The sequence below is a fragment of the uncultured Polaribacter sp. genome, assembly GCF_947500975.1.
Lineage (GTDB): Bacteria > Bacteroidota > Bacteroidia > Flavobacteriales > Flavobacteriaceae > Polaribacter.
Genome location: NZ_CANMUE010000006.1, coordinates 130,657 through 153,088 on the forward strand (window position 1 = coordinate 130,657; position 22,432 = coordinate 153,088).

General features: G+C 28.1%; 19 protein-coding genes. 10 read left to right on the plus strand and 9 right to left on the minus strand.

Translation table 11 applies throughout. The annotated features are described in order from the left end of the window. Position 1: 1 nt before the first annotated feature. Positions 2-1,042 (minus strand): ATP-binding protein, encoded by a 1,041-nt coding sequence (locus Q0733_RS08410; protein WP_298781262.1) that lies wholly within the window; start codon positions 1,040-1,042, stop codon positions 2-4. A 14-nt stretch (positions 1,043-1,056) separates the two neighbouring features. Then, positions 1,057-1,755 carry a response regulator transcription factor gene (locus tag Q0733_RS08415; protein WP_298781263.1) on the minus strand — a complete coding sequence of 233 codons (699 nt, stop codon included), beginning with the start codon at positions 1,753-1,755 and terminating at the stop codon, positions 1,057-1,059. Between the two features lie 368 nt (positions 1,756-2,123). Here Q0733_RS08415 and Q0733_RS08420 point away from each other — a divergent pair, with 368 nt between their 5' ends. After that, positions 2,124-2,846, plus strand: a complete 723-nt coding sequence (locus tag Q0733_RS08420) for a 3'-5' exonuclease (protein WP_298781264.1) — start codon at positions 2,124-2,126, stop codon at positions 2,844-2,846. A 2-nt stretch (positions 2,847-2,848) separates the two neighbouring features. Here the strand turns inward: Q0733_RS08420 and Q0733_RS08425 are convergent, their stop codons facing one another. Continuing rightward, positions 2,849-4,717 carry an ABC-F family ATP-binding cassette domain-containing protein gene (locus Q0733_RS08425; protein ID WP_298781266.1) on the minus strand — a complete coding sequence of 623 codons (1,869 nt, stop codon included), beginning with the start codon at positions 4,715-4,717 and terminating at the stop codon, positions 2,849-2,851. Between the two features lie 172 nt (positions 4,718-4,889). Here Q0733_RS08425 and Q0733_RS08430 point away from each other — a divergent pair, with 172 nt between their 5' ends. Genes Q0733_RS08430 through Q0733_RS08445 form a run of 4 tightly spaced genes read left to right on the plus strand, consistent with a single transcriptional unit; the run spans position 4,890 to position 8,896 of the window. After that, complete coding sequence (locus tag Q0733_RS08430) at positions 4,890-5,906, plus strand: sugar phosphate nucleotidyltransferase (protein WP_298781268.1); 1,017 nt, start codon at positions 4,890-4,892, stop codon at positions 5,904-5,906. Further along, complete coding sequence (locus tag Q0733_RS08435; RefSeq protein WP_298781270.1) at positions 5,907-6,887, plus strand: hypothetical protein; 981 nt, start codon at positions 5,907-5,909, stop codon at positions 6,885-6,887. Positions 6,888-6,890: 3 nt separating this feature from the next. After that, the gene (locus tag Q0733_RS08440) at positions 6,891-7,661 is read left to right on the plus strand and encodes a DUF4292 domain-containing protein (RefSeq protein WP_298781273.1); all 771 of its coding nucleotides are present in this window, start codon (positions 6,891-6,893) and stop codon (positions 7,659-7,661) included. Further along, positions 7,661-8,896, plus strand: a complete 1,236-nt coding sequence (locus Q0733_RS08445) for a peptidoglycan DD-metalloendopeptidase family protein (RefSeq protein WP_298781276.1) — start codon at positions 7,661-7,663, stop codon at positions 8,894-8,896. Before Q0733_RS08440 ends, Q0733_RS08445 begins: the two co-directional genes overlap by 1 nt. A 122-nt stretch (positions 8,897-9,018) precedes the next feature. On the opposite strand, the gene Q0733_RS08450 is transcribed toward Q0733_RS08445, so the two are convergent. Both Q0733_RS08450 and Q0733_RS08455 read right to left on the minus strand, forming a co-directional pair. Beyond that, positions 9,019-9,528 carry an acyl-CoA thioesterase gene (locus Q0733_RS08450; protein ID WP_298781278.1) on the minus strand — a complete coding sequence of 170 codons (510 nt, stop codon included), beginning with the start codon at positions 9,526-9,528 and terminating at the stop codon, positions 9,019-9,021. 44 nt (positions 9,529-9,572) lie between these two features. Then, the gene (locus Q0733_RS08455; RefSeq protein WP_298781281.1) at positions 9,573-10,484 is read right to left on the minus strand and encodes an SPOR domain-containing protein; all 912 of its coding nucleotides are present in this window, start codon (positions 10,482-10,484) and stop codon (positions 9,573-9,575) included. Between the two features lie 95 nt (positions 10,485-10,579). Here Q0733_RS08455 and dprA point away from each other — a divergent pair, with 95 nt between their 5' ends. Together dprA and Q0733_RS08465 are read left to right on the plus strand one after the other, a co-directional pair. Further along, positions 10,580-11,683 carry a DNA-processing protein DprA gene (gene dprA / locus Q0733_RS08460; RefSeq protein ID WP_298781283.1) on the plus strand — a complete coding sequence of 368 codons (1,104 nt, stop codon included), beginning with the start codon at positions 10,580-10,582 and terminating at the stop codon, positions 11,681-11,683. A gap of 51 nt (positions 11,684-11,734) precedes the next feature. Continuing rightward, complete coding sequence (locus Q0733_RS08465) at positions 11,735-12,802, plus strand: hypothetical protein (RefSeq protein WP_298781285.1); 1,068 nt, start codon at positions 11,735-11,737, stop codon at positions 12,800-12,802. 214 nt (positions 12,803-13,016) lie between these two features. Here the strand turns inward: Q0733_RS08465 and Q0733_RS08470 are convergent, their stop codons facing one another. Both Q0733_RS08470 and mfd read right to left on the minus strand, forming a co-directional pair. Then, positions 13,017-13,874: a DMT family transporter gene (locus tag Q0733_RS08470; RefSeq protein ID WP_298781286.1), complete on the minus strand. Its 858-nt coding sequence runs from the start codon at positions 13,872-13,874 to the stop codon at positions 13,017-13,019. A 94-nt stretch (positions 13,875-13,968) separates the two neighbouring features. Continuing rightward, positions 13,969-17,319, minus strand: coding sequence for a transcription-repair coupling factor (gene mfd, locus Q0733_RS08475; protein WP_298781289.1), 3,351 nt, complete (start codon positions 17,317-17,319; stop codon positions 13,969-13,971). A gap of 171 nt (positions 17,320-17,490) precedes the next feature. On the opposite strand from mfd, the gene Q0733_RS08480 reads away from it, so the two are divergent. Next, on the plus strand, positions 17,491-18,054 hold the full coding sequence (locus Q0733_RS08480; RefSeq protein WP_298781292.1) for an outer membrane beta-barrel protein: 564 nt from the start codon (positions 17,491-17,493) through the stop codon (positions 18,052-18,054). 1 nt (position 18,055) lies between these two features. Here the strand turns inward: Q0733_RS08480 and Q0733_RS08485 are convergent, their stop codons facing one another. Both Q0733_RS08485 and Q0733_RS08490 read right to left on the minus strand, forming a co-directional pair. Then, on the minus strand, positions 18,056-18,529 hold the full coding sequence (locus Q0733_RS08485; protein WP_298781294.1) for a DUF255 domain-containing protein: 474 nt from the start codon (positions 18,527-18,529) through the stop codon (positions 18,056-18,058). A gap of 5 nt (positions 18,530-18,534) precedes the next feature. Then, positions 18,535-20,769 carry a TonB-dependent receptor gene (locus Q0733_RS08490; protein WP_298781297.1) on the minus strand — a complete coding sequence of 745 codons (2,235 nt, stop codon included), beginning with the start codon at positions 20,767-20,769 and terminating at the stop codon, positions 18,535-18,537. Between the two features lie 98 nt (positions 20,770-20,867). On the opposite strand from Q0733_RS08490, the gene Q0733_RS08495 reads away from it, so the two are divergent. Together Q0733_RS08495 and Q0733_RS08500 are read left to right on the plus strand one after the other, a co-directional pair. Continuing rightward, a complete protein-coding gene (locus Q0733_RS08495; RefSeq protein ID WP_298781299.1) occupies positions 20,868-21,524 on the plus strand; it encodes a metal-dependent transcriptional regulator in 657 nt (218 codons plus the stop codon). Then, positions 21,521-22,357 (plus strand): ZIP family metal transporter, encoded by an 837-nt coding sequence (locus Q0733_RS08500; protein WP_298781301.1) that lies wholly within the window; start codon positions 21,521-21,523, stop codon positions 22,355-22,357. Before Q0733_RS08495 ends, Q0733_RS08500 begins: the two co-directional genes overlap by 4 nt. Positions 22,358-22,432: the final 75 nt, after the last annotated feature.

The window sequence follows — 22,432 nt, forward strand, 5'->3', positions numbered from 1 at the left end:
ATTACTTGGCTTTTTCAAGCGTAAAAGAAAATTCAGAACCTTCACCATAAATACTTTTTAACAAGATGTTTTCGTCATGGGCTTCAATTATATGTTTTACAATTGATAGCCCTAAACCTGAACCCCCTTGTTCTCTAGATCTACTTTGATCTACTCTGTAGAAGCGTTCAAATAAGCGAGAAAGGTGCTCTTTTTTAATGCCTTCTCCATTGTCAATTACTTTAATAATAAACTTTTTATCGTTATGAGTTTCAACTCCAAGTATTGTTGATCCATTGGTTTTTCCATATTTTATAGAATTTACAACTAAGTTGATTAATACTTGTTCTATTTTTTCAATATCGCCTTTTACAAAAACAGGAAATTCATAAATTTTATCAAATTTTAAAGAGATGTTTCTCTTTTTGGCCTTCATCTCAAATAAATCAAATACATTTTGGATGAGTTCTAGAATATTAAAAACTTCAACATTTAATTTCATGCCATCAGTTTCTAGTTTGGCAATCATATCTAAATCTTTAATTACAGCCACAAGTCTTTCTACACCTTTGTTTGCTCTGTCAAGATATTTTGCTCTAATTTCTTTGTCATTTACTGCTCCTTCTAATAGGGTTAAAATATAACCTTGAACCGTAAAAAGTGGTGTTTTTAATTCGTGAGCAACATTGCCTAAAAAATCACGTCTAAAAGAATCTCTTTCAGTTAAGTTTTTAATTTCTAAACGTTTTCCTTCAACAAAGGTTTCCATTTTTTTAGAAAGTTTTTCAACATCTGTTGTTGCAGATTCTCTTTTTAATTCATCAACATCTAAAATAGAAACTTCTTCGTAAATTTTCAATAATCTTCTGTAAATGAAGTGTTCAGCTCTATATTGAGTAATTAAAAAGGATATGATAAAAAGTGAAATAACAGAAATAATTATTGTATTAGCCCCTAAATGTTTACTAATAAAAAAATAAGATATAGCTGCAATAATAACAGAAAGCAATGTTAAATATACTGCAGACCACAGTGCATATGAGTATGTTTTTTTTAGTTTCATATAAGTAAGCAAGTCTATTTATCTTGCTCTTCTAAAACAAATTTATATCCTACGCCTTTAACGGTTTTAAAATGATCATCACCAATTTTTTCGCGTAATTTTCTAATATGTACATCTATAGTTCTGCCACCAACAACAACTTCATTTCCCCAAACAGTATCTAATATAATTTCTCTTTTAAAAACCTTGCCAGGTCTAGAAGTTAGCAAAGAAAATAACTCAAACTCTTTTCTAGGCAAAGCAATTTTTTTACCTGACTTATAAACAACATATTCATCTCTATCTATAATAATATCACCAATAGTAAGAGATTGTTCATTTTCTTTTTCGGTTTTTAACCTTCTTAATAAAGATTTTACTTTGCTTATTAAAACTTTTGGTTTAATGGGTTTAGTGATATAATCGTCTGCACCAGCTTCAAAACCGGCAACTTGTGAGTAATCTTCACCTCTTGCTGTTAAAAAAGAAATAATTACGTTTTCTAAAGATGCAATCTTTCTAATTTTTTCACAAGCTTCAATGCCGTCCATTTCTGGCATCATAATGTCTAATAAAATTAAATGAGGAATATTTTTTTTAGCAGATTTAATTGCTTCTTTACCATTTATGGCGGTAAAAATTTGATAACCTTCGTTTCTTAAATTATAACCAACAATTTCTAAAATATCTGGTTCATCATCAACTAATAAAATTTTAATATCGTTTTTATTCATAATTTTTTATAAGAGATAAGTACCAAAAATACAGATAATTCTAATACAATTACAAGTACTTAACAATCATTTAAACTTAAATGTTTTAGTTAACATTAAAATAACTTTACTATATTTTTTTTAATTTAATCAACTGTTATTCAGACGTGTAATTATTATTGGTTAAGTGGTTTTTGATATTTAAGAAATCAATTTACATAAAACTTATTAATATGAAAAAAAATACATTTTTACTTTATTATTAATACCGCTTATAGTACTATATCTTTTGTAAAAGGTTCATAATCATTTGCAAATTCTAATACTATTAACTCTTATGCTGATAATAATTTTATTATCTTACCTTAAGAAAAAGAAAACATAGTGCTATGAACTTATCAACCAAACTAAAAGATATTTTATTTTTAGATATAGAAACAGTTCCTGAAAAAGAAAATTGGAACTTACTTTCTAAAAAAACTCAGCAACTTTTTGAACAGAAAACTCTTTACCAAAGAAAAGAAGAATTTACTACTGAAGAATTTTATAAAAAGGCAGGTATTTGGGCAGAATTTGGTAAAATCATCTGTATTTCAATTGGTTATTTTGTAGAGATTGAAAGTAAAAGGCAATTTAGAGTTACTTCTTTTTATGGAGATGATGAGTATCAACTTTTACATGATTTTAAAATTTTATTAGATAAGCATTTTGCTAAAAAATCAAATGTTTTATGTGCTCATAATGGTAAGGAATTTGATTTTCCTTTTATAGCTAGAAGAATGATTATACATAAAATAGAGTTGCCAAAAAAACTTAATTTATTTGGAAAAAAACCATGGGAAATTCCGCATTTAGATACTTTAGAATTATGGAAGTTTGGCGATTATAAACACTATACATCACTAAAACTATTAACCTTTATTTTAGGTATTCCATCACCTAAAGATGATATTGATGGCAGTGAAGTTGCAGCTGTGTTTTACAAAGAAAAAAACATACAAAGAATTGTAAATTATTGTGAAAAAGACACGGTTGCTGTTGCGCAAATTTTATTACGATTTAATAATGATCAATTGTTAAAAAAAGAAAATATTATAAGAATTGATTTATAAAACTAACCTTCTAACTTCATAGAAAGTTCTAACCAACGTTCTTCCTTTTCTTCTAAAGTAGAAATGGTATTTTGTAATTCTTCAGATTTTTTTTGAATATCATCTTCAGCAATTTCAACATTTAAAAACTGATTTTCTATAATAGCTTTTCTTTTTTGTAAACGTTCAATATCTGCTTCTAAAGCACCAAATTCTCTTTTTTCATTAAAACTTAAAGTGTTTTTAGATGGTTTCTTTTCAGTCTTTTTCTCAACAGTTTTTTCACTTGATTTTTCTTCTATTTGTATTGTAGAAGAACCTTCATAAGCTCTAAAATCTGAATAGTTTCCAGGGAAATTCTCTACAATACCTTCACCTCTAAAAACAAAAAGAGCATCTACAATTTTATCCATAAAATACCTGTCGTGAGAAACAACCATTAGGTTTCCAGGAAAATCTAATAAGAAACTTTCTAAAACATTTAGTGTAACCACATCTAAATCGTTAGTTGGCTCATCCAAAATTAAAAAATTAGGATTCTGTATTAAAACAGCACATAAATACAAACGTTTTTGTTCTCCACCGGAAAGCTTTTCAACAAAATCATATTGTTTCTTTTTATCAAACAAAAAGCGCTCTAATAATTGTGATGCAGAGATTTTTCTTCCTTTTGTAAGTGGAATAAATTCACCAAATTCTTTAACAACCTCAATTACTTTTTGCCCTTCTTTAATTTCAATTCCTGCTTGGGTATAATAACCATATTTAACAGTTTCACCCAAAATAACTTTACCTGCGTCTGGTTCTGCTGTTTGAGTTATAATGTTTAAAAAAGAAGATTTTCCAGTTCCGTTTTTACCAATAATCCCTATTCGTTCTCCACGTTTAAAAACGTAATCAAAACCATTAAGAATTTTTTTATCACCAAAAGATTTATGCACTTTATGAAGCTCCAAAATTTTACTTCCTAGGCGCTCCATATTAATTTCCAACTGAATTGTATGGTCTTTTCTACGCTGATGTGCTTTTTCTTTAATTTGATAAAAATCGTCAGTTCTAGATTTCGATTTTGTAGTTCTAGCTTTTGGCTGCTTTCTCATCCATTCTAGCTCTTTTTTAAATAAGCTTTTGGCTTTTCCTAAATTTGTAGCCTCTAGAGCTAAACGCTCTTCTTTGTTTTGTAAATAATAAGAATAATTACCTTTGTATTTATAGATTTTACCTTCATCTAGCTCTAAGATTTCATCACAAACACGTTCTAAAAAATAACGGTCGTGCGTAACCATAAACAAGGTTATTTTCTCTTTAGAAAAGAAATCTTCTAACCATTCTATCATTTCTAAATCTAAATGATTTGTAGGCTCATCAAGAATTAATAAATCGGGTTTATTAATTAAAACAATTGCTAAAGATAGCCGCTTTTTTTGTCCACCAGAAAGTGAAGAAACTTTCTGAGATAAATTATCTAATTTTAATTTTGATAAAATTTGTGTGTATTGCGTTTCAAAATCCCAAGCATTGTATTGCTCCATTAACTCAAAAGCTTTTTGATAGGCTTCAGAATCATCAGGATTTAACAAAGCCTTTTCATATTGATTTACAACAGAGAGTACAATGTTGTCTGTAGCAAAAATGGTTTCTTCAATGGTTAAATTAGGATTTAAATCTTCTTTTTGAGCCAAATAAGCAATAGAGATATCTTTTCTACTCACAACTTGACCAGAATCTGGAGAATCGAAACCAGCAATGATATTTAAAATGGATGTTTTACCACTTCCGTTTTTTGCAACAAAAGCTATTTTTTGGTCTTTATTGATTCCGAAAGAAATATCTTCAAATAAGATACGTTCTCCATAAGATTTTGATATGTTTTCTACAGAAAGATAATTCACAAATGAGTATTTTGTGCAAAGAAACAAAAAACAAAAGAGTTAGTTCTTACGTTTTAAAAATCATTTAAAACAATATATTTTTAAGAGTTTTATAACTAATATAAGTAGTAAAGTACTTTTTGAATCTCTTAATAAATGGTATATTGCATCATAAATTTAGATTAAATAATATATGAAAATTATAGTTCCCATGGCTGGGATTGGGTCTCGTTTAAGACCTCATACTCTTACAGTTCCAAAACCTTTAACAGTTATTGCTGGTAAACCAATTGTACAACGTTTGGTAGAAGATATTGCTTCTGTTATTGATGAAGAAATTGATGAAATAGCTTTTGTAATTGGTTCAGTTGCTAAAGGTTTTCCTGCTGATACAAAAGAGCAATTATTACAAATAGCTGATGATTTAGGGGCAAAAGGTTCTGTGTATGTTCAAGAAGAAGCATTAGGAACTGCTCATGCAATTTACTGTGCTAAAGAATCTTTGAGTGGTCCTTGTGTTGTTGCGTATGCAGATACACTTTTTAAAGCAGATTTTAAATTAGATGCAAATGCTGATGGAGCAATTTGGGTAAGTAAAGTTAAAAACCCAAGTGCATTTGGTGTTGTAAAATTAGAAGGTGGTTTTATTACAGATTTTATTGAAAAACCAAAAGATTTTGTTTCTGATTTAGCCATTATTGGAATTTATTATTTTAAAAGTGGAGAAAAATTATTGGAAGAAATTCAATATTTAATTGATAATGATTTAAAAGAAAACAATGAATATCAATTAACCAATGTTTTAGAATCTTTAAAGCAACAAGGGGCTAAGTTTATACCTGGTAAAGTAAGTGCCTGGATGGATTGTGGTAAAAAAGACCCAACGGTAGATACAAATAAACAAACATTAGGTTTTGAACAAGAAGCAGGTAATAATTTAGTTTCTGATGATGTAGTTTTAGAAAATTCTGAAATTATACAACCTTGTTATGTGGGTGAAAATGTGGTATTGAAAAACACAAAAATTGGCCCTTATGTTTCTATTGGAGAAAATAGTATTGTAGAAAATTCTACAATTGTAAACTCTTTAATTCAAACAAATGTTACTATTTTAAATGCAGATTTAGATAATGCTATGATTGGTAACCATGCAACTTATAATGGTAAATATACTTCAGTAAGTATTGGTGATTATTCAGAATTAACATAAATGAATTTTAGAATAAAGAAAAAAGAAATGAGAAAAGAGAGGCAACTTAATTATACAAAGTTGGCTCTTTACTCTTTATTTTTAATTCTTTTTTCCACTACCGTTTTTGCACAAGATAGTATTCCTGCAAAAGAGGATTTAACAGAAGCTGCTGAAATGAAATTTCAGCAATTTTTCTTTAAAGCTTTGTCAGAAAAATCAATAGGAAATTTTCAAAAAGCAATTGAAAACTTAGAAAGTTGCAATCAAGTATTACCAAATGATGTATCTGTTTATTTTGAGTTTTCAAAAAATTATTTAGAGTTAAATAAAACACTCGAAGCAAAAGAATATATAAAAAGAGCCTTAGAAAAAGATAATAATAATTTTTGGCTGCTAAAGCACTTTGTAGCTATTTATGTAAAAGATAGAAATTATAAAGAGGCTATAAAATTTCAACAAAAAATAATTGCAATCAATCCTAAAGAAAAGGAATATTTAGCAAGGCTTTATACTTATGATAAGCAATATCAAAAAGCAATTTCATGTATAGATGAGATTGAAAGAGATAGTAATTTATCTGCAAATTTAAAGAGGTTAAAAGAAAATTTAGAAAAAAGGAATAAAACAAAACCTAAAGAAGAAACTGCTACAGATTTAACTGCTCTAATTAGTAAGTTTAAAACTGATAAATCTTATAACTTATTAGATCAGATTTTAAAAAAATCTAAAAACAATACAAAAGATTTATTAAGCTTTAGTGAAGAAGGAATTGCTCTTTTTCCTGCACAACCTCTTGTGTATTTAGTAAATGGAAAAGCATTAAATGAACAAAAAAATCATAAAAAAGCTTTAATAGCGTTACAAAATGGTATTGATTTTGTTATTGATGATAAAATGGAAGTTGATTTTTATTTAGAAATAGCAAAAGCATATAAAGGTCTAGGTAACCCATCAGAAGAAAAAAAATACAAACAGAAAGCTAAAAAACTTAAGAATTAATAAATGAAGTTTTTAAAATATATTTTAATTATAACGATTGTTTTAGCTTCCTGTAAAACAAAAAAAAATATGATTGATGCTAACGCAATTGCAAAAGATATTTCGGCTAAAAAAGTAGCAAAAAAACATATAGCAGCAAATTTTGATAAAAAAACCATAGATGCTAAACTGAAAGCTAATTTTAATAACGGAAAAACAAAACAGAGTTTATCTGTTAGTATGAAAATTAAAAAAGATGAAGTTATTTGGTTAAAAGGAACTAAATTTCTTACAGTTTTTAAAGTTAAAATTACGCCAACTTCTTTAAGCTATTATTCACCAGTAGCAAAACATTATTTTGAAGGTGATTTTTCTATGATTAAAGAATTGCTAGGTGTGGAAATAAATTTTGAACAACTACAAAACTTGTTTTTAGGACAATCTTTATTGGATGTTACTGAAGAAAAGCAAGATGTAGAAATTGTAAATAATAAGTATCTCTTATCACCAGAAAAACAAGCAAAATTGTTTGATATTTTCTTTGCAATTAATCCATCTAATTTTAAACTGAATGAACAAACTATTGTAAACGCTGATAAAGATTTACGTTTAGATGTAAAATATCCTTCTTATAATTTAATTAATGATATTGTTTTTCCGGCAGAAATTAATATTATAGCAAAAAATAAAAAATCTCGTACTACAATCGATTTTACTTACAAAACGGTAGTTTTTGATACGGATGTAAATATGTCTTTTCGTATTCCTGATGGATATAAACTCTTAGAATTTTAATGAACACTTATAAGTTTTTTATTGTTTTTTTATCTGTTTTCTTTTTGAGTTTGTCAAGTTTTAGTCAAACAAAAAAAGAGTTAGAAAATCAGCGTAGAAAATATAAATCAGAAATAAATAAACTAAATAGATTGCTCTTTAATGAAAAGAGAAAAGGAAAAAATGCCTTAGAAGATTTAAGAGATATTAAGCAAAAAATTGATGTTAGAAATAAGCTAATTTCAACGATAAAATTAGAATCTGATATTTTATCAAAAGAGATTAAAAATAGTGAGAATAAACTAAAAATTCTTAATAAAAGTCTTGCTGATTTAAAAGCTGATTATGGTGCAATGATTTACAAATCTTACAAAAGTAAATCACAACAAAGTAAAACGATGTTTTTGTTGTCTTCGCAAAATTTTTATCAAGCATACAAGCGTTTAAAGTATATGAAACAATATACTGCTTTCAGAAAAAAACAAGGTGAAGAAATTATTATTCAAACCGATTTTGTTAAAAAAGTAAAAGATTCTTTGTTGTATCAAAAGCAAGTAAAGGACACTTTAATCTTATCAGAGAAAGAACAAAAAGCAGAAATTGAAACTGATAAAAAGAAGCAAGAGAAATTGGTTTCAACTATAAAAAGTAAGGAAAATAAATACAAAAAAGATTTACAAAAGAAGATAAGGGCTGATAAAAAAATTGCTGCAAAAATTGATAAAATTATAAAGGCAGAAATTTTAAAAGCAAATAGATTAGCAAAATCTAAATTGACAAATAAGCCTAAATCTACCAAGAAAAATGAATTTATTTTAAGTCCAGAAGCAAAAGCATTGGCAGCTAAATTTGAGCTTAATAAAGGTAAATTACCTTGGCCAGTTAAAGAATGTACTGTTGTAAGGAGATTTGGAGAACAGCCTCACCCTACTTTTCCTGGAATTACAGTTAATGGTACTGGTTTGCACTTGGTAACAAGCAAAGGTAGTAATGCAGAAGCTATTTTTAATGGTGAAGTTTTAAATATTTTGTTAGGTTCTGGAGGTACAAAAAACGTGTTAATCAGACATGGAAATTACATTACGTCTTACAATAATTTAGAAAGTACTTTTGTGAAAAAAGGTGATAAAATAGTTACTGGGCAACAAATAGGTAAAATATTTACGGATAAAGTTACTGCAAAAACAACCTTAATTTTTGTATTATTTAAAAACACAAAGCGTTTAAATCCTGCTTCTTGGATGTTAAAGAGATAGTTGTTTTTTGTTTACTTATAATCTTTTTACAGTTTTAAAGTTTGTTTTAGAACGATAACTTTTGCAAGTATTATTTTTGATATACAATAAGAAATTATTTATTCAGAAAAATATCTAATATTTTAACTAAATAAAGCTTTTAATTCTGTGGCATCTGCTGGATTCATTTTACCAGCTAAAATTAAGCTTAATTGTTTACGTCTTAAGGCGCCATCAAAACGTTCTTTTTCTAATGTAGTTTCAGGTATTATTTGTGCTATTTCAACAGGTTTACCTGTTTCATCTACAGCAACAAATGTATAAATACCTTCGTTTACTTTGGTTCTTTGACCAGATTGGCGGTCTTCAATCCAAACATCAACATAAATTTCCATAGAAGTTTTAAATGCTCTAGAAACTTTAGCTTCAATAGTTACAACACTTCCAACAGGTGTAGATTTGTTGAAAGCAACATGATTTACAGAAGCAGTAACAACAATTCTACTAGAATGACGTCTTGCAGCAATACTACAGGCTCTGTCCATTCTTGCCAATAATTCTCCACCAAAAAGATTATCTAAATAATTAGTGTCTCCTGGTAAAACTAAATCTGTAAGTACAGTTAAAGAGTCTTTTGGGTTTTTTGCTTCCATTTTAAAAAATTTCAGCAAAGATAAGTATAGCTTCTAAATAAATGCTATTTTTTAACTAATAACCAAGCATCTTTAGAAACGTTGTCTTGAATTTTATATAAGTTATTTGTAGCATCATTTTTATCTGCAAAGCTATTAAAAGCTACAACAGTTAAACCCCATTTGTTAACGCCAATAACTTTGGCATCAAAACCTTCTTTTTTAAGCTGACTTACTTTTTTATCAGCATTTTCTGCAAATTGAAAAGCGCCAGCAACAATATGATAAGGTTTAGAGATCACTTTTTCTTTAACAACGTTTAATTTAATTGTTGGTAAAGGGTTTGTAATTACAAAAGTTGCAGATTGTATCTTTTTTTCTAATGCTTTTTCTTTTTTTGCTAAAATTTCTTTTTGCTCATTTTCTTGATAAACATTATTTCCAACAAAGCCTAAGGTTAATAAGATAGCAGCAGTTGCAGCATATTTAATAAATGCAGGAACTCCTTTTTTCTCCTTTTTTTCAATAACAGGAATTAAAGGTTTTACTTGTTCTTTATACCTTTTAACCACAGAAGATTCTATACTTGTCAATCCAAAAGATTCTGATAAATAATTTACAGAAGTATTTGGTTCAAAAATAATTTGATGATTTTCATTAAGTGTTAAAGAACCAATATTTTCAAGTAATAAAGCACCTGAATTTATTTTATTTTGCCAATTAATTACTGATGAAGAAATAGCAATGGTAGCCTTCTCATAAGAAATGTTTTCTGCAGCAGCTATATAATTTGCCAATAAACCATCATTACCTTTTAAATGACTGTTAAATGTTATTTGTTTTGTAGGAGGATAAAAGGTATTGATAGCTTTATCAACTTTTGCTCCAATCCTATTAGTTACAAAACCTCCAAAGTTAGGAACAATCACACAGTCGTATCTGTATAATAAATCGTTTATGTAGTTGGCTAAATTCATATTAACAAATATAAAAATTTTGTAAGTTAAAAGCAGAAACTTCTCTATAATTTATCAACAAAATATTTATATCTTGGTATTCAAATTGTTAGCTTTTGAAAGAAGAAAAATTACTGGCTATTTTACGTTTGCAAAAAAGCAAGGCTATTGGAGATATTTTAGCTAAAAAATTAATTATTGCTGTTGGTGATGTTGAGCAGATTTTTAAAGAAAAAAAAGCTGTTTTACAGAAGATTAACGGAATTGGAAGTCATGCAATAAAGCATCTTTTTGATGCCAAAAATATAAAATTAGCAGAACAAGAATTCAATTATATTAGTCAAAACAAAATAGAATACAATTATTTTTTAGAGGATAATTATCCTGCAAATCTTCATAATTGTGTTGATGCTCCTATTTTATTATTTAAAGATGGTAATATCAATTTAAATAATGATAAAATTATATCTATTGTTGGTACCAGGAATATAAGCTCATATGGTCGTGATTTCTGTAATAATTTAATTGAAGAATTGGCAGAGTATAATCCAATAATTGTAAGTGGTTTTGCTTATGGTGTAGATATTTGTGCTCATAAAGCAGCACTTCAAAAAAAACTGCAAACTATTGCGGTTTTAGCACATGGTTTTGAGCAAATTTATCCTAAGGTTCATAAAAAATACATCAATCAAGTAAATGAAAATGGCGGTTTTTTAACCGAATTTTGGAGTGAAGAACAACCTTTAAGAGAAAATTTTTTAAAACGAAATAGAATTGTTGCAGGCATTTCTAAAGCAACAATTATTATAGAATCTGCAGAAAAAGGAGGCTCTTTAGTTACAGCAGATATTGCAAATTCATATAACAGAGATGTGTTTGCTTTGCCAGGAAGAAGCACAGATTTATATAGTAAAGGTTGTAATAATTTAATTAAAAATAATCAAGCTCATTTGCTAACCTCCGTTAATGACATTGTAAAAATGTTAAATTGGGATCTTCAGAAAACATCTAAAAAAAACATACAAAAACAATTATTTATTGATTTAAATGTTGATGAACAAAAAATTTATGATTTGTTGTTAAAAGACGGAAAGCAGGTTTTAGATATTATCGCTTTAGAATGCAATATTCCTATTTTTAAATTGTCTTCTATTTTATTACAAATGGAATTAAAAGGGCTTACAAAACCCCTACCAGGAAAAATGTTTGAGTTGGTTTAAACTTAAAACTCTTTAAATTATTCTTATTTTTGAAGTAAATCAACAGAAAAGATGGCAGTAGAAAAGAAATTGATGTCTAAAAAGAAACCAGCATTTCCAGTAAATGAAATGCTAAATGCGTATTTAAAAAATTATAATAGAAATATAAAAATCTCTATTTTTTATGATGATTTATTACGTTTTCAGGGCTCAATTACTGTTTATGATAAAAATGATGAAGACACACTTTGGATACGAACTTATTATTCAGATTCTGATAGAATAGAAATAGATAGAAGTTTAAAAAAAATCTATACAATATTGCATTCTGATGGTAATGAAGATGCAATGCCCTTTTTAAATGTAGATGCAATAGATTACTGTACATTTGGTAATTCTAAGCCATTTAGAATAAAAATTAGAAATATTTTAAATGATAATTTTACTTATTTTTATGTAAAAAAAGCAGATGCTTCACGTATTTATGGTTTAGAATTAGAGCATATTTTGTCTCCACATAACATGAATTTTCTCGTTTTTAAAGACACTTTAATAGAAGAACACATTGCAGGAATTCCGGGAGACGATTTTATTAGAGATATTTTACCAAATTGTACAGAGTCAGAAAAAGCTCAAATTGCTAAAGAGTTTGTAAAATTTAAAGAGCGTTGTTTAGTGCGTTTATTGGGCGATATGCGTTCTTATAATTATGTAATTACACCAACACACGATTTTGATCATATTATTTATAAAATTAGAGCTATCGATTTTGATCAGCAATCTTTCGAAGGAAATTTAAAGGTTTATAATCTTCAATTTATGAAAGAAAATTTTAAAATGGTAGAAATGGTAGGCAAAAAACTACGAAATGATTCTATTAGACAATATAAAGTTGAAGAGCGTTCTTTTATGGCAAAAAGAATGATTACTGCGCCAAGAAGAACCACTCGTTTAATAAATTGTATGAAATCAGATACTATTTCTTTTCCAGAAAACATAGAGCTTTTAAAGAAGCATTTAATACAATATGTTGGCGATGTAAAGTTTAAAGAATGTAAAAATATGGGCGAAATCCTAGAAACCATTTTAGCATTTGTAAAACGCAATTATTTAGATATTTCTAATAAAGAGTTGTTCTGATGCAAAGCATTATTCTGTAATTATTTCTAAATTTTTATTTTTTTGAAGCTATTTCCTGCTTTCCATTATATCTTTTTTTCCTTTACCAAATGTCATTGCGAGTTTACGAAGCAATCTCATATTCGTAATTACGCTAATTCTTATAAGTAATAAAAAAAGGATGCCATTTCAATCAGGGCTAAACTTGTTTGCTAACTTTTTTGATGTAGAAATATTATTTTTTACTCCTAAAACTCTCAACAATAACAGTTAATAAAATTAGTGAACCACCAATATAGGTTGCTTTATTAGGAATTTCCGTTAATATAAAATACGCAATTACAATTCCAGAAATTGGCTGAATACTACTAATAATACTTGCTGTAGAAGCAGAAAAATGTTTTAAAGAATGTACTAACATTGTATGTCCAATCGCGGTGGTTAACAAAGCAAGTAAAATAATATATGGAAATTGACTTCCAAAATTAGAGAAATCGCCCCAAAATAATACAGGAAACAATAATACGCTAACAATTAACATTTGAAAAAACATTAACATAGTTCCATTATAATTACCAACATGTTGCTTTAATATTAAAATTCTAACAGCATAACAAAATGCAGAGAAAACACCTAAAAGAATTCCTCTTAAATCAGAATTTCCTAAAGTTAGTTCTGGTGTTAAAATATACAATCCAAATAAAACCAATGCGCCCAATAAAATATGAATGGGATTGAATTTTGTTTTCATAAAAAGAGGCTCTAAAAAAGCAATAATTACAGGAAATGTATAAATAGAAAGCATCCCAATTGCTACATTAGATATCTTTAGCGCATAAAAATAACTAATCCAATGTGAAGCCATTAAAAAGGCACTTATTAAAAAAGGAAGCAGGTCTTTTCTCTTTTTTATCTGTAAATCTACTTTCTTTAATTTACAATAGATAAATAAAAAAATAGCAGCAAAAATAGATCGAAACCAGATAATTACTTCTGGAGACATGTTAATATATTTTCCTAGTACCCCAGAAGTGCTTATAAATACAGTTGCTAGTAGTAAAAGTAATATGTTTTTTACGTGTGAGTTTTTCATTATTTAATGTTCAATGTCATTTAGAAATGCGCTTTTTAAAACGATTGAGAATTTTAATTTTAGAATCTCGCTCATTTTTCACTCGTAATACTATTTATATTTTTTGTAAAATTTCTAAAGCTGTTTTTACTGAATCTATTCTAATAAAAGTGATCAATAAACGCAAGCCATTTTTGGTTTCTTTCTCTTTCATTACACAGCTTTTACTATTTTGTTGCACGTATTTTAACATTCTAGAAAAAGCATCTGTTTGATAAAAATCGCTTTGTTGATCAGAAACAAAATAACCAATCATCCTTTTTTGTTTTAGAATAATTTTTTCTAAACCTAGCTCTTTTGCCAACCATTTTATTCTTACAGAATCCAATAAATCTTCAACCTGTGTTGGAAACTCTCCAAACCTGTCTATAATCTCTGATTCAAAAATTTGTAATTCGGTTTCTTTTGCAAGCGTTCCTAATTTATTGTATAAAGCTAATCTTTCTGTAATTGAGTTGATGTAATCATCAGGAAAAAGAATTTCAAAATCGGTATCAATTTGTACCTCTTTTACATATTCTTTTGGTTTAGAATTGTCTGTAGGGTAAAGCTCTTTAAATTCATTTTCTTTCAATTCTTCTATTGCTTCTTGTAATATTTTTTGATACGTATCAAATCCAATATCGTTTATAAATCCGCTTTGTTCACCTCCTAATAAATCTCCAGCACCACGAATTTCTAAATCTTTCATGGCAATATTAATTCCGCTTCCTAAATCAGAAAATAAAACCAAGGCTTCTATACGTTTTCTAGCGTCATCCGTCATCATATGATAAGGTGGCGTTATAAAATAACAGAATGCTTTTTTGTTAGATCTACCAACTCTACCACGCATTTGATGTAAATCTGACAAGCCAAAATTATTCGCATTATTAATAAAAATTGTGTTTGCATTTGGTACATCCAATCCGCTTTCTATAATAGTTGTTGATACTAAAACATCAAATTCATTATTCATAAAACCAAGCATTAATGCTTCTAGTTTTTTACCTTCCATTTGCCCATGTCCAATGCCTATTTTTGCAGATGGCACTAATCTTTGTAACAAACCAGCAACTTCTTTTATGTTTTCAATTCTATTATGAATAAAGAAAACTTGACCACCTCTAGAAATTTCATAAGAAATTGCGTCTCTAATGGTTTCTTCTCCAAAACGAATTACATGACTTTCTATAGGATGCCTGTTTGGTGGTGGTGTTTTAATGACTGATAAATCTCTGGCGGCCATTAAACTAAATTGTAAGGTTCTAGGAATTGGCGTAGCGGTTAAGGTTAACGTATCTACATTTTCTTTTAAAGTTTTTAATTTGTCTTTAACAGCAACACCAAATTTTTGTTCTTCATCAATAATTAAAAGCCCTAAATCTTTAAATTTTATACGCTGATTTGTTAATTGATGCGTACCAATAATAATATCTACAGAACCATCATTTACACCATTAATTGCAGTTGTTTTTTGTTTTGCTGTTCTAAAACGATTCAAATAATCGATAGTAACAGGAAAGTTTTTTAAACGTTCAGAAAATGTTTTATAATGTTGAAAAGCTAAGATAGTTGTAGGTACTAAAACTGCAACTTGTTTGCCATTATCAACAGCTTTAAAAGCAGCTCTTACAGCAACTTCAGTTTTACCAAAACCTACATCACCACAGACCAATCGATCCATAGGCTGTTCTTTTTCCATATCGTTTTTTACATCTTGTGTAGATGTAAATTGATCTGGCGTATCTTCATACATAAAACTTCCTTCTAGTTCATGCTGTATGTGTGTGTCTGGTCCAAAAGCAAATCCTTTTTGCAATTTTCTTTTTGCATACAATTGAATCAAATTAAAGGCAACATGTTTAACTCTTGCTTTGGTTTTTTGTTTGATTTTTTTCCAAGCACCAGAGCCTAATTTGTAAATTTTTGGTGCTTTGCCGTCTTTACCGTTAAATTTAGAAATCTTATGAAGTGAGTGAATGCTAACATATAAAATGTCTCTTTCTCCGTAAATTAATTTTATAGCCTCTTGTTTTTTACCTTGTACATCAATTTTTTGCAAGCCGCCAAATTTTCCAATTCCATGATCCATGTGTGTTACATAATCACCAATTTCAAGTTTGTTTAATTCTCGTAAAGTAATGGCTTGTTTTTTAGCATAACCGTTTTTTAATCGGAATTTATGATAACGCTCAAAAATTTCATGATCAGTATAACAAACCAACTTTTGCTCTACATCTACAAAGCCTTTATATAAAGGAAAAACAACAGTTTCATAATGTACTTCGGTGTCTGCGTCCTCAAAAATTTCATGAAAGCGTTTTGCTTGTTGTTCGTTTGCGCAAAAAATATAATTTGTAAAACCTGCCTTATGATGTTCATTTAAATCGTTAATTAATAAATTAAATTGTTTGTTAAATGAAGGTTGAGGTTTTGTGTTAAAAGTAATTTCAAGATTACTCTGAGTTTGTTGTAAGCCTTTGTTTTTAGTTGATCCAAAGTTGATTAAAGAGAAATCTTGTAGTTGATTTTTGATATAATTACCATCACAAAATAATTCTGATGGTTTTGCATGTTTAATTTCTTTGGATAAAGTAGTAAAAGCTTCTTCAGCTTTTGTGTAAAATTTATCTAAGTTTCCTGATATTAAGTCAATATTTTTTGCAAAAATTACTGTTTTTGATGAAATATATTTTAAAAAACTCTCTCTATTTTCCTGTAGTGTTTTATTCTCTACATTGGGCATTATAGAAACTTTCTTCATTTTTTCTTTAGAAAGTTGTGTTTCTACATCAAAAGTTCTAATGCTATCAATTTCATCACCAAAAAATTCTACTCTATAAGGTTCATCATTAGAAAAAGAAAAAACATCAATAATACCACCTCTAACAGAAAAATCTCCTGGTTCTGTTACAAAATCTACACGTTTAAATTTGTATTCGAATAATACCTCATTCACAAACTCTAAAGATAAATTCTCACCAACATTTACTTTTAAAGTATTTTTTTCTAATTCTTTTTTTGTTACTACTTTTTCTAGTAATGCTGTAGGGTAAGTAACAATTATTGTTGGTTTTTTACGAGAATTAATTCTATTTAAAACTTCAGAACGTAATAAAACATTTGCGTTATCTGTTTCTTCTATCTGATAAGGTCTTCTGTAAGAACCAGGGTAAAATAGTACATTTTTATGCCCTAAAAGTTGCTCTAAATCATTTAAATAATAGGCTGCTTCTTCTTTATCGTTAAAGATTAAAAGATAAGGTTTGTCTATTTTTTTAAAAGTTTCTGATATAACAAATGACAACGAAGATCCAACCAAATTCTTAATATGAAAATGGTTTTTTTCTTGTTGAAGGGCTGTAAAAATCTGTGAAATATTCACAGATTTTTGATATTGATTTACAATGTTTTGCTTACTCAACGTACAATATTTTGTGCAAATATATTAAATTGAAATAGGTGAAATTAAAATGTTTTAAAACTTTTTCTTTTTTGTTGGGTCTAATAAAAAGAAAAAGATTTTAAATAAAATCACATTAAATATATAAGATTATGATTAAAAATTACGTTTAGCAATTAATAAATTATAAATATGAAGAACATAAAGATATTTTTAGTGGTTTTTTTAATAGCAAAAAGTGTACAATCTCAAAATAGTCTTGAGGTAGGTGTAAGTGCTTCTGTTGTTAGGTTTAGTGACGATAATGCAGCATTTATTGGCGACAAATACATTTTTCAAGTACCGATGCTTAACGTGGCTTATAAATTTAATAGTAAGTTTTCTTTAAATGCAGAATTAGCTTTTAATACCATAGATGATATTGGAATTATGTCTAATTCTGTAAAATATACTTCGTATGGAGGTGCTTTAAGATATCACTTTTATGACTCAAGTAAATTAAATACTTATGCTTTGATTGGAGGAACTATGGTGCAATCTGAGTTTAAAAATACACCAACTTTAAATTTTGGTATTGGAAATTCTTATTGGCTATCTGATAGGTTAGGAATTAACGCACAAGCAATTTACAAGTTTTCCGAGGATAGATTCGAAAGTATGAGACCTCATTTTCAATTTACACTTGGATTAGTGTATAGCTTTGATATTGATGCTCTTTTTAGAGCAAAAACTATTTGTAATCAAAATGGATTCTAATTTATTCTAGAATTTGATTTAAAACATATATCATTTCTTTACTATTTATGTAGCTGTCTTTTTGAAAGATAATTTCAAAATTTGTATTTAATATTGTTGTTGTTGGGTAGCTAATTTTACCCTTTAAAGTAGCTAGTTCTTTTGCTAATTGATGGGTTCCTGTTTTATTTCCAGAAGGTTTATAAACAAATTTTTTTCCTAAAAATAGGATGTCTTTTTGTTCTTCACCATTTAATTTTACAAAATAGAAATTATCATTTAATAACTTTACAACTCCGTTGTTCTTAAAAGTTGTGTTTTTCATTCCGTAACAAATTTTACACCAATCTGTATATATAAAAGCTACAATAGGTTTTGGTTTTTGTTGATGTAATTTTTCTACCTCAGAAAAAGAATAAATTTTTAAAGCTTCTATTTTTTGACTATGAGTTGTAAAATATCCAAGGATAAAAATAAGGCATATTAATTTTTTCATCAATTTTAAAATAATGTATAACGAAGTCCAACAAAAGCTCTAATTCCTTGGTTAGATGCGTATACATAACTTGGGTCAAAGGCTAATTCAGGGTTTTGTTCCGTATCAACACCAATATCAAAAGGATTGTTTGCACTATTAATGCTATTTGCAGCAGGTGTAAAATTTAAGAGGTTTTTTACGCCTCCATAAATTTCCCAACTATTTGCAAATTTTTTAGTGGCTTGTATATTTTGAATGCTGTACCAAGGAGAATACTCTGTTCTTGTATCATTTACTCCTAATAAGGGTAAACGCATAGGGCCATATAAATTACCTGTATAATCTACTGTAAAATTAGAATTTAATTTATAAGAAATAGACCAAACTCCGCTAAAACTTTCTGTTAATAATTGTCTTTTTTTTATACCATTTTCAGTAACAGAAACATCCATTAATGTGGCTCCCGCGTTTATAGATAAACCATTTGTAAATAAAAAATCTGTATTTACAGAAATTCCTTTAGAAACAGAATATCCATCTAAATTAGCATAAATAATTTTGTTTGAATCTGTTTCGTAATCTGGTAAAATTCTATTATCAAAATAGGTGTAAAAAACACTTGCATCTAAAGTAATAAATGAATTTTCTGTATTTATTTTTTTTACATAATTAATATTTGCATTCCAAGAAGTTTCTGGGGCTAATTCACCTTCAAATTCTACTTCTCTTGCTCCAGTTAAAGCTGCATGATCTTCAGTAAAAATATTTGCCACTCTAAAACCGTTTCCTACACTTGCTCTAAAAATATCTGAATTATCTTTAGAATTCCATTTGTAATTTATTCTTGGAGAAAAAATACTACCATGTAGACTATTATAATCCCATCTTGCGCCTAATAATATTTTTTTTCTCTTATTTAAGGTAATTTCATCTTGTAAAAAAAATCCCGGTAAATGAGTAATTGAAGCTTTGTTTGTAATACCATCGTCTTCAAAAGTGGCAAAAGTATTATCATCATAAAAAGTATATCTATATGCAACACCTAATAATAAATCATGCTTTTCTTTAATTTGTTTATTGTAAACAAATTGCCCAAAAGCTATTAATTGTTTAGCATCGTAAGCATCTGTTCCGTAAAAAGAATCTTGATAATGACCATTTGCACTAAATTGAAAGTTTATATTTTCTGTGGTTGGTAATTGATAGGTGCCAAAAGTTTCCCATCTGTTTGTGTAAATACTTTCTCCGTATTTTATATCTGTTCCTCTGTATTTACGTTCCCAATCCATTTCTCCTCCCCATCTGTCTTCATAAACATAGCGTCCTGCAATTGTAAAAACCTTGTTATCTTTTCTTTCAATATTTATTTTATTGAATAAAGAAATTCGGTTTTGCAATGTTAGGTCTGTAAAATTGTCATTATTGTTGTCAATTTTATTTTGATAGTAAAAATAATTAACGCCTAAAAGACCTTGTGTTTTTTCTGATAATTTATATCGTAAACCAACATCTGTATTTATTTCTCCCCAAGAACTTGCAAAAGTGTCTGTAGTAAGTTTGGGTGAGTTTACAGGTTTTTTGGTGATGATATTAATGATGCCTCCAACAGCTTCAGAGCCATATAATGTAGACGCAGGTCCTTTAACAACTTCAACTCTTTCAATTAAAGCTTGCGGAATTCCTGTTAAGCCATAAACTGTAGAAAGGCCACTAACAATAGGCATTCCATCAATTAAAACAAAAGTATATGGGCCTTCTAAACCGTTTATATGAATATCTCCAGTATTACAAACATTACAATTAAGCTGAGGTCTTACTCCATTTATATTTTGCATGGATTCGAAAACCGAAGGCGTTGGGTTTTTCTTAAAAAAAGTATTGCTGTAAACTTCTACAGGAACTGGGCTGTCAGATTTTGTTACCGGCCGCAAAGTTCCAGAAACAACAATTTCATCTAAAGAATAATCTTCTTCTAAAGAAAAATTTCTAACTAATTTATCATTATTTTTTATAGCTATTTTTACTGATTTTGTTTTATATCCAATACTACTTATTATAAGATTATAATTTCCTTTAGGAATATTTTGAATCTCGTAAAAACCCTCTTCATTAGAAGATGTACCAATTTTTGTTTTCTTTAGATAAATATTAACATAAAGAAGTGCATCTCCATTTTTAGAGGTAATTTTTCCCGTAATAGTTTGGCTAAAGCTGAAACTAGATATTAATAAAAATAAGATTAAAATAAAGTGCTTCATATTTTAAATTTTAGCAAATATAAAAATAAATTTAGATAAGACTAAAAATTTTATTTTACAAATGAAAATTTACTATATTTGTGTTTTAATATATTGTAATGTTTAGTCAATCTGAAGAAAACTATATAAAAGCAATTTATCATCTAGAAACAATTTCTACAAAAGGAATTAGTACAAATGCTATTGCTAAAAAGTTAACAACAAAAGCTTCTTCTGTTACAGATATGATAAAAAAATTATCAGAAAAAGAAGTTGTTGTATATAAAAAATATCAAGGGGTAACTTTAACTGATTTTGGGAAAAAAGTAGCTGCAAACGTAGTTAGAAAACATAGGTTATGGGAAGTTTTTTTAGTTGAAAAATTAAATTTTTCTTGGGATGAAGTGCATGACGTTGCCGAGCAATTAGAACATATAAAATCGCCAAAATTAATTAATGAAATTGATGCTTTTTTAGGGTTTCCAACGCACGATCCTCATGGAGATCCAATTCCAGATAAAGAAGGTAAAATAAATATTATAGAAAAAAGTTTGTTATCAACTTTATTAAAAAATGAAAGCGGAATTTGTGTTGGTGTAAATGATTCATCATCAGAATTTTTACAATTTTTAGATAAAAAAGGCATCACTTTAGGGAAACAAATTACAGTTTTAGAAAAAGAAGATTTTGACAATTCTGTATCTATTATTATAGACAATAAAAAAATGTCAATTTCAAATAAAATAGCTAACAATTTATATATAAAAAAGTCATGAGTACATTTGATCAATTAGTTGCTTTTGGTAAAGAGCATCCAATTCAAGCAGCATTATATGCGTCTTTATTTACTTGGGGATTAACAGCTGCAGGTGCAGCATTAGTGTTCTTTTTTAAAAAAATGAACAGGGCTGTTTTAGATGGGATGTTAGGTTTTACAGGTGGAGTTATGGTTGCTGCAAGTTTTTGGAGTTTATTAGCGCCAGCAATAGAAAACAGCCCGGGCGAAGGCTTTATAAAAGTTTTACCAGCAACAATTGGTTTTGGTTTAGGAGCTTTGTCGCTTTTTGGAATGGATAAAATTTTACCACACTTACATATTAATTTTAAAGAAAGTGAAGCAGAAGGCGTAAAAACCGAATGGCATAAAACAACTTTATTAGTATTGGCAATTACCTTACATAATATTCCAGAAGGTTTAGCGGTTGGTGTTTTATTTGGAGCTGCTTCAACTTTAGTTGGGGTAGAGCAAACAGAAATGATTATTGCAGCAATTTCTTTAGCAATAGGAATCGGAATTCAGAATTTTCCTGAAGGATTTGCAGTTGCAATGCCTTTAAGAAGACAAGGGGTTAGTAGATTTAAAAGTTTTTGGTTTGGTCAGCTTTCTGCAATTGTAGAGCCTTTTGCAGCTGTTTTAGGAGCTTTAGCGGTTTCTTTTTTTACACCAATTTTACCTTATGCTTTAGCTTTTGCAGCAGGAGCAATGATTTTTGTAGTTGTTGAAGAAGTGATACCTGAAACGCAGAGAGATAAATATACAGATATTGCTACACTTGGTTTTATAGGTGGTTTTATAGTAATGATGTCTTTGGATGTTGGTTTAGGTTAATATCGATTTAAAATATATTTAGAAAGCCAAACAAATTCTGTTTGGCTTTTTGTATTTTGCATAAAAAATACGCTT